The 10,434-nt window shown below is 69.3% G+C and carries 12 protein-coding genes and 1 pseudogene; 6 read left to right on the forward strand and 7 right to left on the reverse strand.

The window, feature by feature from the left end; genetic code table 11:
- Window positions 1–2: 2 nt before the first annotated feature.
- The 5 genes from ispD (at window position 3) to NS2_RS03955 (ending at window position 4,420) form a co-directional block, all read left to right on the forward strand.
- Window positions 3–749 (forward strand): 2-C-methyl-D-erythritol 4-phosphate cytidylyltransferase, encoded by a 747-nt coding sequence (gene ispD, locus NS2_RS03935; RefSeq protein ID WP_261772258.1) that lies wholly within the window; start codon window positions 3–5, stop codon window positions 747–749.
- Between the two features lie 14 nt (window positions 750–763).
- A complete protein-coding gene (gene ispF, locus NS2_RS03940) occupies window positions 764–1,231 on the forward strand; it encodes a 2-C-methyl-D-erythritol 2,4-cyclodiphosphate synthase (RefSeq protein ID WP_033085670.1) in 468 nt (155 codons plus the stop codon).
- Window positions 1,232–1,299: 68 nt separating this feature from the next.
- Window positions 1,300–2,697 (forward strand): cysteine--tRNA ligase, encoded by a 1,398-nt coding sequence (gene cysS, locus NS2_RS03945; protein WP_033085578.1) that lies wholly within the window; start codon window positions 1,300–1,302, stop codon window positions 2,695–2,697.
- A gap of 325 nt (window positions 2,698–3,022) precedes the next feature.
- On the forward strand, window positions 3,023–4,006 hold the full coding sequence (gene rlmB, locus NS2_RS03950) for a 23S rRNA (guanosine(2251)-2'-O)-methyltransferase RlmB (RefSeq protein WP_033085577.1): 984 nt from the start codon (window positions 3,023–3,025) through the stop codon (window positions 4,004–4,006).
- A gap of 135 nt (window positions 4,007–4,141) precedes the next feature.
- On the forward strand, window positions 4,142–4,420 hold the full coding sequence (locus tag NS2_RS03955) for a hypothetical protein (protein WP_033085576.1): 279 nt from the start codon (window positions 4,142–4,144) through the stop codon (window positions 4,418–4,420).
- Window positions 4,421–4,453: 33 nt separating this feature from the next.
- Here the strand turns inward: NS2_RS03955 and NS2_RS03960 are convergent, their stop codons facing one another.
- From NS2_RS03960 to NS2_RS03970, 3 genes are all read right to left on the reverse strand, one after another.
- Window positions 4,454–5,266 carry an enoyl-CoA hydratase/isomerase family protein gene (locus NS2_RS03960; protein ID WP_033085575.1) on the reverse strand — a complete coding sequence of 271 codons (813 nt, stop codon included), beginning with the start codon at window positions 5,264–5,266 and terminating at the stop codon, window positions 4,454–4,456.
- Between the two features lie 93 nt (window positions 5,267–5,359).
- Window positions 5,360–6,532, reverse strand: a complete 1,173-nt coding sequence (locus tag NS2_RS03965) for an acyl-CoA dehydrogenase family protein (RefSeq protein ID WP_036547620.1) — start codon at window positions 6,530–6,532, stop codon at window positions 5,360–5,362.
- Between the two features lie 78 nt (window positions 6,533–6,610).
- Window positions 6,611–7,354, reverse strand: a complete 744-nt coding sequence (locus NS2_RS03970; protein WP_033085669.1) for an alpha/beta fold hydrolase — start codon at window positions 7,352–7,354, stop codon at window positions 6,611–6,613.
- A 55-nt stretch (window positions 7,355–7,409) separates the two neighbouring features.
- On the opposite strand from NS2_RS03970, the gene NS2_RS03975 reads away from it, so the two are divergent.
- On the forward strand, window positions 7,410–7,721 hold the full coding sequence (locus NS2_RS03975; protein WP_033085573.1) for an antibiotic biosynthesis monooxygenase family protein: 312 nt from the start codon (window positions 7,410–7,412) through the stop codon (window positions 7,719–7,721).
- Here the strand turns inward: NS2_RS03975 and NS2_RS03980 are convergent, their stop codons facing one another.
- From NS2_RS03980 to NS2_RS03995, 4 genes and pseudogenes are all read right to left on the reverse strand, one after another.
- The gene (locus NS2_RS03980; protein ID WP_052085970.1) at window positions 7,722–8,930 is read right to left on the reverse strand and encodes a DUF418 domain-containing protein; all 1,209 of its coding nucleotides are present in this window, start codon (window positions 8,928–8,930) and stop codon (window positions 7,722–7,724) included.
- A gap of 215 nt (window positions 8,931–9,145) precedes the next feature.
- A pseudogene (locus tag NS2_RS03985) lies at window positions 9,146–9,588 on the reverse strand (OsmC family peroxiredoxin).
- Between the two features lie 44 nt (window positions 9,589–9,632).
- Window positions 9,633–9,965: an SRPBCC family protein gene (locus NS2_RS03990; protein WP_197707876.1), complete on the reverse strand. Its 333-nt coding sequence runs from the start codon at window positions 9,963–9,965 to the stop codon at window positions 9,633–9,635.
- Between the two features lie 131 nt (window positions 9,966–10,096).
- Window positions 10,097–10,434 (reverse strand): DMT family transporter (locus tag NS2_RS03995; protein WP_274521144.1); only part of this gene is annotated, 338 nt, incomplete at its 5' end.

The following is a 10,434-nucleotide window of genomic DNA, read 5'->3' on the forward strand; positions in this document are numbered from 1 at the left end:
CCGTGAAAACTACACCCGGCGACGGCCACCGTGTCGTCGCTCTGGTTCCTGCCGCCGGCATGGGCGTGCGTCTCGGCGAGAACAAGCCGAAGGCCTTCGTCCACGTCGGCGGCAGTCCCATGCTCACTCGGGCGGTCCAGGGACTGATCGATTCCGGCTCGGTCGACGAGGTTGTGGTTATGGTGCCCGCCGAACTCGTCTCCCAGACCCGCGCCCTGCTGACCGTCTCCGCCGTACCCGTGCACGTGGTGACCGGCGGGGCCGAGCGCACCGATTCGGTGCGCGCCGGTCTCGCCGCCGCGCCCGACGCGACGCTGGTGCTGGTGCACGACGCGGCCCGCGCGCTCACTCCCCCGGCGCTCATCGCCCGCGTGGTCGACGAGCTGCGCGCGGGTGCCCGCGCGGTGGTGCCTGCGCTGCCGGTGTCCGACACCATCAAGTCCGTCGACGCGACGGGCGCGGTGACCGGCACCCCGGACCGATCCGGGCTGCGCGCCGTTCAAACCCCGCAGGGCTTCGAGGCCGAGCTGTTGCGCACCGCCTACGCTGTGGGCACACAGGCGACAGACGATGCGGGGTTGGTGGAAATGCTTGGCGCGACCGTACATACGGTGCTCGGTGACGCCCTGGCTTTCAAGATCACCACGCCGCTCGACCTGGTGCTGGCCAATACCCTTGCCGAGAGCCGTGATACGCCCGACACCGCAGGCGGGCTGGACACGACACGCGAGGCGGTGATCGCCCCGTGATCGATCCCCGGGCACTGCGAACCGGTATCGGCAGCGATGTGCACCCCATCGAACCCGGCCGCCCCTGCTGGATGGCGGGCCTGCTGTTCGAGGGCGACAGCGGCTGCGAGGGACACTCCGACGGCGATGTGGCTGCGCACGCGCTGTGCGACGCACTGCTGTCGGCCGCCGGATTGGGCGATGTCGGCGCGATTTTCGGCACCGGTCGTCCCGAATGGGAGGGCGTGTCCGGCGCGGCCATGCTGAAGGAAGTCCGGCGGCTTTTGGACGAGGCCGGATTCGACATTGTCAATGCGGCTGTACAGGTAATCGGGAATCGCCCGAAAATCGGTCCGCGGCGGGCCGAGGCGCAACAGGTGCTGGGTGAGATTCTGGGTGCGCCGGTTTCGGTTTCCGGCACCACCACCGACGGATTGGGCCTCACCGGCCGCGGCGAGGGCGTGGCGGCCGTCGCCACCGCGCTGCTGTGTCTGCGGGCCTGACGACCGCCGGGTCGTCGGGCCCGACGCGCCCGTAATCCGCCCGATCCCAACAGCTAGGATGCTCTGTCGTGACTCTGCGCCTTTTCGACACCGAGACGCGGACCCTGCGTGAATTCACGCCGCTGGTCCCTGGCAAAGCCTCGGTGTACCTGTGCGGCGCGACCGTTCAGGGAAACCCCCACATCGGACACGTGCGCAGCGGCGTCGCCTTCGACGTGCTGCGACGGTGGCTGGCCGCCAACGGATTCGATGTCGCCTTCATTCGCAATGTCACCGATATCGACGACAAGATTCTGAAGAAGGCCGCCGAACACGGCCGCCCGTGGTGGGAATGGGCCGCCACCCACGAGCGAGCCTTCGACCAGGCTTACGAGACGCTCGGCGTGCTGCCCCCGTCGGGCGAGCCGCGCGCCACCGGGCACATCACCCAGATGGTCGGCATGATGGAGCGGCTCATCGAGCGCGGCCACGCCTACGCGTCGGAGGGCAATGTCTACTTCGACGTGCTGAGCTTCCCGGACTACGGAAAACTGTCCGGCCACAAGCTCGATGACGTGCACCAGGGTGAGAGCGCGGGCCAGGGCAAGAAGGATCAGCGCGACTTCACGCTGTGGAAGGCCGCCAAGCCGGGCGAGCCGAGCTGGCCCTCGCCGTGGGGTCCGGGACGGCCGGGCTGGCATCTGGAATGCTCGGCGATGGCCGAGTTCTATCTCGGACCGGAATTCGACATTCACTGCGGCGGAATGGATCTGGTCTTCCCGCACCACGAGAACGAGATCGCGCAGTCGCGCGCGGCCGGGGACGGGTTCGCCCACTACTGGCTGCACAACGGCTGGGTGACCATGAGCGGCGAGAAGATGTCCAAGTCGCTGGGCAATGTGCTCTCCATCCCCAATGTGCTGGAACGGGTCGGGGTCCGCCCGGTCGAGCTGCGCTACTACCTGGGCAGCGTGAACTACCGGTCGCAGCTCGAGTACTCCGATCAGGCGCTCACCGAGTACGCGACCAGCTATCAGCGCATCGAGGCGTTCGTGCTGCGCGTGCTGGAGCGGACCGGCGAGGTGCCGGTCGGGACCTGGACCCCGGGCTTCGCCGACGCGCTGAACGACGATCTCGGCGTGCCCACGGCACTGGCCGAGATCCACCGCGTGGTGAACGAGGGCAACAAGGCCCTCGATGCCGGCGACCTCTCGGGCGCGCGGCTGCTGGCCGGTCAGGTCCGGGGCATGCTGGGCATCCTCGGGGTGGATCCGCTCGACGAGCACTGGGCCGCGCCCGCGGACAACTCGGCCGCCATTCACGCGCTGGATGTGCTGATCGGCGCGGAGTTGCAGCGGCGGCAGCAGGCCCGTGCCGACAAGGACTGGGCTACCGCCGATGCGGTCCGCGACCGGCTCAAGGACGCGGGCGTCGAGGTCACCGATACGCCGCAGGGCGCGGAGTGGGCGCTGAAGAAGAGCAAGTGAGCCGGGCGGTCCGCCGAGTGTGGCGGACCGCACCGAATTCGGGGTCGCGGCCCAGCATGGGGCACAATTCGTAGCGATCCTTGCGCGGCAGGGCCGGTTTTCCGCTTCGGCAGCGCAAAATCATGCCAGGCCGACCGCCAGCGGGTCCCTACGGGTCTGACCGATATCAGCTCGCCAGTGTCGCACCACGCATAGTTCGCGGCCCGTCTCGATTCTGGACTGACGGAGCGGGGGAGCGAAGCGGAGGAGGGAAGAATCGAGACCTCGGGGGCCGCGAACCGCCCGGAGCGAAGCGGAGGGCAAATTAGACACGGAAGGCGAAGTGATGGCAGGCAATTCCCAGCGACGCGGGGCGACACGCAAGTCGGGCAGCAAGAAGGGGCAGACCGTCGGGTCCGGCGGGCAGCGCCGCCGCGGGCTCGAGGGCAAGGGCGCGACCCCCAAGGCCGAGGACCGCGTTTATCACGTGGCCGCCAAGCGCGCCAAGGCGAAGGCCAAGGCCGAGGCGTCGGCCGCCACCACCCGTTCGCGCAATGCCTCCCGGCCGATCGCGGGCCGCAAGGACAACGAGGGGCCGGAGCTGGTGCTCGGCCGCAACCCGGTGGTGGAGTGCCTGCGCGCGGGTGTGCCCGCCACCGCGCTGTACGTCGCCAACGGCACCGAGAACGACGACCGGCTCTCCGAGGCGGTGAAGACGGCCGCCGAGATCGGGATCTCGATCCTGGAGGTGCCGCGCACCGACCTGGACAAGATGAGCCACAACGCCATGCATCAGGGCATGGCGCTGCAGGTGCCGCCGTACAAGTACGCGCATCCCGACGACCTGGTCGACCGGGTGCACAACTCGGGTGAGCCCGCGTTGATCGTGGCGCTGGACAACATCACCGATCCGCGCAATCTGGGTGCGGTCATCCGGTCGGTGGCGGCCTTCGGCGGGCAGGGCGTGGTGATCCCGCAGCGGCGCAGCGCCAGCGTGACGGCGGTGGCGTGGCGCACGAGTGCCGGTGCGGCGGCGCGGCTTCCGGTCGCGCGGGCCACCAATCTGACTCGCACGCTGAAGGATTGGGCCAACAAGGGCTACCAGATCGTCGGCCTGGACGCGGGCGGGGACACCACCCTGGACGAATTCGACGGCAGCGCACCGACGGTCATCGTGGTCGGCTCCGAGGGCAAGGGCCTCTCGCGCCTGGTGCGCGAGACCTGCGATTCGATTCTGAGCATCCCGATGGCGGGACCGGTGGAGTCGCTGAACGCCTCGGTGGCGGCGGGCGTGGTGCTGGCCGAGGTCGCGCGGCAGCGCCGGATCTGACCCGATACGGCCGGGCTCGATTCGGACGGTCGCCCACTTGGTGATCGGGCTCCGGCGGTCTCGATAATCAAGCGGCGCAAGCGAAGACCGCGCGTCAGCCTGCCGCCCGGTGGCTTCCGCCCGTAAACTCGGGCGGTGGTCTTCGATCAGCCGCCCCTCGGGTCCCCCGTCGAGCACGAGCATGCGACCGCGGTCCTGCTGCTCGGCGCGCTCAGCGTGTTCTGCTGCGGCGCGCTGGGACCGATCGCCTGGGCCATGGGCCGCCGGGCCCTGAACGACATCGAGGCGGGCGAGGGCCGGTTCGGCGGCCGCGTGCAGGTGCTGGTGGGCTACATCCTGGGCATTGTCGGCACCTGCCTCATGGTGGTGTTCGGCGTCCTGTTCCTGCTGATCGCCATCCGCGGCCGGAGCTAGCGCCGCTCAGCCCAGGCCCCGGGGCAGCGCCGCTCAGTCCAGGCGCGGGCGCTGTTCGCCGCCGTTGATCGCGTCCCAGGCCGGCCATTCGCCGCTGACGCTGCCGGTCCACTTGGGCGGGCGGCGGTCCTTGAGGGCGGCCACCCCCTCGCCGCCGTCGGTGCCCGCGGCGACGTAGTCGTTGAGCTCGGTTTCCAAGCGGCCCACGGTTTCCGGGGACATGGTGGGCGCCTCCCACAGCAGCCGCTTGGACAGCGCCACCGGCAGCGGGGCCGAGCCGTGCGCGATGTCGTGTGCCACCTCGAGCGCGGTGGGCAGCACCTCGGCGGCGTGCAGGCAGGCATTGGCCAGGCCCAGCGAGTACGCCTCGTCGCCGTCGAAGGTGCGGCCGGTGAGCAGCAGGTCCGCGGCGCGGGCACTGCCGATCAGCCGGGGCAGGGTCCAGTGCGCGAAGCCGTCGGCGAGGGCGCCGCGGCGGACCTGGTTGAGGGCGTAGACCGCGTCGCGGGCGACATAGCGCAGGTCGCACTGCAGGGCGATCTCCAGGCCGATGCCCACGGCATGCCCGTTCACCGCGGCGATGACCGGTTTTCGAATCCGGAACGGCGGCGGGTCGATGAGGCCGTTGACCTCACCGACCTTCAGCGACAGGTCCGCGCCCGCGCAGAACGCGGGCGGGGTGCCGGTGATGACGACCGCTCGAATGGCGTCGTCATTGTCGCAGCGGCGCAGTGACGCCCCGAGCTCCGCAGCCATGGCCGGGGTCAGGGCGTTCTGCTGGGCGGGCCGATTGAGCGTGAGCACCGCGACGCCGCCGGAGACGTCCACGTGCAGTTCCGAACTCATGGGCTCGAATCCTAGTCACCCGGACGGCGGCACGCCCGAAAGCGTGTTCGCTTCGTTCGCGAAAGGGCCACGTCAGCCGCGCGGGGTCCGCCGTCAGCCGCGCAGGACCTGCCGTCCGATGGCGTACTTGTGCACCTCGGTGGGGCCGTCGTAGAGGCGGAAGGCGCGCATATCGCGGAAGATCATCTCCACCACGGTCTCGTCGCTGATGCCGATGCCGCCGAGCACCTGCACGCAGCGGTCGGTGACCTTGAACAGCTCCTCGGAGACATACGACTTGGCGATCGAGGATTCGTGGCGCGCCTTGTGGCCCTGATCCATCAGCCAGCAGGCGTGCCAGATGGTCAGGCGGCACTGGTGCAGCGCGATCTCGTTGTCCGCCAACATGAACGACACGCCCTGGTGCTCGCCGATGGGCTTGCCGAAGGCGGTGCGGGTCTTGGCATAGTCGACCGCGATGGACTGCGCCCGCTCGGCCGCGCCCAGCCAGCGCATGCAGTGGGTGAGCCGCGCCGGGGCCAGCCGCAGCTGGGCGTAGCGCAGCGCCTGGCCGGTCTCGCCGAGCAGGGATTCCCTGGGCAGCACCAGGTTCTCGAAATTCACCACCGCGTGACCACCGACGTAGTTGCGGTCCATGGTGTTCATGATCCGCTCGATCACGATGCCCTCGGTGTCCCCCTCGGTGAGGAACAGGGTCGGGCCCTCGGGCAGGTACGGGTTGGCGGCCAGGCGCGCCATGATGATCCAGGTCTTGGCGCCGTCGGCCCCGGTGATCAGCCATTTGCGGCCGTTGATGGTGAAGTTCTCGCCGTCGAAGGTGGCCTCGGTGGCGAGCTGGTTGGGGTCCGAGCCCGCGCCGTTCGGCTCGGTCATGGCGAACACGCTGCGCTGGTGGCCGTCGATGACCGGTTGCAGGAAGCGTTGCGTCTGCTCCGGATTCGCGATCTTGGACAGCAGGAACATATTGCCCTCGTCGGGGGCGGCGCAGTTCATGGCGACCGGGCCCAGGGTGGACCAGCCGGACGCCTCGTACAGCACCGCCTGCTCGACATGGGTCAGGCCGCGCCCGCCCAGCTCCACCGGGGCCTGGATGGTGAGCAGCTTCTCGGCGCGGGCCAGCTCGACCATTTCCTGGCGCAGTTCGTCGTTGGGGCCGTGCGCGGTCAGGCGCGGGTCGCGCTCGAAGGGCACGATCTTGTCGATGACGAACCGGCGAACCCGATCACGTTCGGCAGCAAGGTCGGCGGGAATCGAGAAGTCGATCATCGTTGGTCACCATCCGTGAGGAGTCGCGGTCGAGCCGAGCATACGACGACCGCCCCACCCGACTGAAGGCACCCGCCCTCAAACGAGGACGCGGCGCAGGAAATCCTCGACTTCGGCCCGGTAGGCGGCCGGTTGGTCGTCGTGCACCAGGTGGCCCGCGTCCGCGATGACGACGTGGCGGGCATCCGGATGCATCTCGGCCATCTCACGCATCTGCCCCGGCGGGGTGATGGTGTGCTCGCCCTCGATCAGCAGCGTCGGCACGGTGATGGATTTCCACTGCGCCCAGAAGTCGCGGGTGCCCCACTCCTCGGAGATGTCCCGGAAGGTCGGCACCTCGCCGTGCAGCCGGTAGCCGTCGGGGCCGCGCGTGAACGAGTCGAGGAAGTAACGTCCGGCGACCGGGCCGAAGAACTCCAGCACGGCCGCCTCGTCCGGAAACGGTTGCGGCCAAGCGGAAATCACGGCCGCCCAGTTCTCGGCGGTGCGGCCCTGGAAATCGGGGGCCATGTCCTCGACCACCAGCGCCCGCACCCGGTCCGGATGCGCGGCGGTGAACATCCACCCGTGCAGCCCGCCCATCGAATGCCCGATCACCACCATGGGCTCGGTGATCGCGGTGGTGGCCGCGGCCAGATCGGCCACGAATGCCTCGGTGGTCAAGTGCTCCGGCGCGGGCCGCCCGTGCCCGGCCGCGTCGAACGAGTACACGTGCCCGAATTCGCGCAGCCAGGTCAGCTGCGACCGCCAGGTGCGGGCACTGCCCATCAGCCCATGCAGCAGCAGGATCGGAGTCCCCGCGCCGCCTTCGTCATACAACATCGACTCGACCATACGTCCCGGATCTCCGCCCGCGACGCGGAGTAGCCTCGCACGCATGGCAGTCGTGAAGATCAACGCAATCGAGGTCCCCGAGGGCGCGGGCCCCGAGCTGGAGCAGCGTTTCGCGCATCGCGCGCACGCGGTGGAGAACTCGCCCGGATTCCTGGGCTTCCAGTTGCTGCGCCCGGTCTCCGGTGACAACCGGTACTTCGTTGTCACGCAGTGGGATTCGGAGGAGTCCTTCGCCGCGTGGCGGGACGGCCCGGCGCGCGAGGCGCACGCGGGCGAGGCGCGCAAGCCGGTCGCCACGGGCGCGTCGCTGCTGGAGTTCGAGGTCGTCATGGATGTGGCGGGCAAGAACGCCTGATCAGCGTCCGAGCGCTGGAGTCTCACGGACCAGCAGGTTCGTGAGGCCCAGGCTGACCCGGTGCAGCAGCCATTCGGCGGGGCCGCGGCGGAAGACCGTGCGCCACAGGGTCGCCAGTATCAGTGAACCAATTGCCAGCAGCGCGAGCAGTGGCCAGCCCGGGCCGTGGATGCCGCCGGGCAGCGCGATCGCGTCCGGATCGGGCAGCGGCACCAGCACGCTGACCGCCACCAATTGCAGGATGTAGAGGCTCAGCGCGCAGGAACCCGCGGCGATCAAGGGCCGCAGCACGATTCCCGCGCGCGGGATCAGGGCCATCAGCCCGCCGATCACCAGCAGGGCGACGCCGGTCGCGCCGAACACCTCGAACGGGGTGCCGCTGTGCGGGTTGGCGACGGTCAGCCACCAGGGGCTGGTCGTGGCCACCGTGCCCAGGCCCGTCATGTCGATGATCTGCCCCGGATCGAAGTCGGTGACCCCGGCCTGTTCCATGCCCTGCGTAAGCAGGTCCACCAGGTGTGCGCGCCCGCCCAGCGGGTGCTGCGCGAACCATGAACCGCCGTAGCCGAGCAGCGTCAAGCCCGCGCCCGCACCGATCACGGGCGGCGGCGGCAGTGCGCGAATCCCCCAGCGGCCCAGGGCCATACCGGCGAAGAGGAACGGCATCCAGGTGAGCGCCGGGTACGCGCCGGTGATCACCAGCATCTCGAATCCCTGGCGCAAGCCCGACCACGAGGTGAACATGTCGAAGGTGGGGCTGCCGCCGAAGGTGTTCTGGTGCATGTGGCTTCGGATGACGAAGGACGCGATCGGTCCGGCGATCGCCCACAGGGCCGCCAGCACGGCCAGTGCCCGGGCGCTCAGCCGCAGCGCGGGCAGGGCGAGCAGGAAGAACAGGCCGTAGTAGGTCAGGATGATCATGATCCCGATGCCGGAATGCAATTGCGCCAGGGCCAGGCCCAGCAGCGCGATCAGCACGGCCCGGGTCGCGATGCGAATCAGGCTGCGGCGACCCGCGATTCCGGTGGCGGGTTGCGCCCCGCCGGACATGAGCGCCAGCGATACGCCCGCCAGCACCGCGAACAGGGCCGCGGACCGGCCCTCGAAGACCGTCAGCCAGGAGGCGCCCGGCTGACCCCGCTGCGGCCCGACGTGTACCGCGAACATGCCCAGCACCGCGATACCCCGCGCCGCGTCGAGCGCGAGCACGCGCGGCAGCGAACTCGAAGCATTCGACTCTTGTGGTTCGGCAACCGATACCGATGACCTCATATGACCGCCCACCTCCAGGATTTCGACTGGCAGTGATAGCGAGGCTAATTCGGTGCGCCCGGGTATTTCGAGCTCGTTTACCGGTTCCGGCCGAGAAATAGCCGAAAGAGTTAGTTCCCGGCTAACCAAAGTGTCAGCCGGGAACTCGCGAGCTACGCCTCGAAGGTGGCGTCCAGCTCGATGGTGTCGACGCCGGTGAGCGCCTTGGAGATCGGGCAGCCCGCCTTGGCGGCCTGGGCGGCGGCCAGGAAACCGGCCTCGTCGATGCCCAAGGCCCGGCCGACCACGGTCAGCTTGATCTTGGAGATGCGGAAGCCGCCGGCCGGGCCGGGCTCAGCGTCACGTCGGCGGTGGTGTCCAGGCTCTGCACGGTGCCGCCGGCATTGCCGATCTGGCCCGAGAGCGCCATCGAGTAGCAGGAGGAGTGCGCGGCGGCGATGAGCTCCTCCGGGCTGGTGGTGCCGTCGGCATTGTCGGCGGCGCGCTTGGGGAAGGAGACGTCGTACTTGCCGACGCCGGAGCTGACCAGCTCGACCTGGCCGGAGCCGTCCTGCAGGCCGCCGGACCAGGAGGTGCGCGCGGTACGTGTTGGCATGCCAATCCTTTCGTGAATTCCGGGTACGGCCTCGAACCTACGCCTCAGACCGCGGCGGCCGTGCGCTGATCCCAGTGCTCGAGGACCCGCGGCCAGGATTTCTCGTGCCGATCCCGGGTCCCGGCGCTGGGGAATCCGGCATGCGTCAGCAGCAGGGCGGTACCCGCGCCGTGCGCCGAGAGTTCCACGGTGACCACCGTTTCCGCGCCCTCGGTCGCGGCGGTCACCCAGGTCAGCTCGACCAGCCGGTCCGGTTCGAGTCGCAGGAATCTGCCGTAGTGCGGGTGGCCGCCGCCGGCGGTGAAGTAGAACGGCTCGTTCACCTCGGCGCGCATGAGCACCGAACCCGGGTCGGCGAACCAGAGCCCGAACTGCATGCTGCACTGCCGGTAGAGCTCGGCGGCGAGGCGGCCATGATGCGTTCCGCGACCAGGAAGAACGGTCGCGCGGCGAGGTCGGGTGAGAGCGCAACGTCCATGGGGCGCGACGATACCGCCCCGGCGCGCGCTCACTCGGGATTGGTGACCCGAGCCAGCACGATGCCGCCGATGATCATGGTCAGTGCCAGCACCCGGCCCGCGCTGAGCGGATCCTTCTGGATCACGATGCCCAGCGCGATGGCCCCGACCGCGCCGATGCCGGTGAAGATGGCGTAGGCGGTGCCCACCGGCAGCGACTGCATGGCGTAGGAGAGCAGATACACCGCGACCGCCGCGAGGATGAAGCAGATCAGGGTCGGCAGCGGCTTGGTGAAATTCTGAGTCGGCTTGATGGACTGCGACCACGCGATCTCCACCACGCCCGCCAAACCCAATATCAACCAATTCATCGAACAGCTCCTAATAC

It is taken from the genome of Nocardia seriolae NBRC 15557, assembly GCF_007990715.1.
In the GTDB taxonomy this organism is placed as follows: Bacteria; Actinomycetota; Actinomycetes; order Mycobacteriales; family Mycobacteriaceae; genus Nocardia; species Nocardia seriolae.

Bases quoted from the DNA above. Each gene is read 5' to 3' on its own strand.
- rlmB (WP_033085577.1), top strand. From the start codon at position 3,023: ATGGCAGGCAATTCCCAGCGACGCGGGGCGACACGCAAGTCGGGCAGC.
- NS2_RS03960 (WP_033085575.1), bottom strand. From the start codon at position 5,266: ATGAGTTCGGAACTGCACGTGGACGTCTCCGGCGGCGTCGCGGTGCTC.
- NS2_RS03965 (WP_036547620.1), bottom strand. From the start codon at position 6,532: ATGATCGACTTCTCGATTCCCGCCGACCTTGCTGCCGAACGTGATCGG.
- NS2_RS03970 (WP_033085669.1), bottom strand. From the start codon at position 7,354: ATGTTGTATGACGAAGGCGGCGCGGGGACTCCGATCCTGCTGCTGCAT.
- NS2_RS03975 (WP_033085573.1), top strand. From the start codon at position 7,410: ATGGCAGTCGTGAAGATCAACGCAATCGAGGTCCCCGAGGGCGCGGGC.
- NS2_RS03990 (WP_197707876.1), bottom strand. From the start codon at position 9,965: ATGCAGTTCGGGCTCTGGTTCGCCGACCCGGGTTCGGTGCTCATGCGC.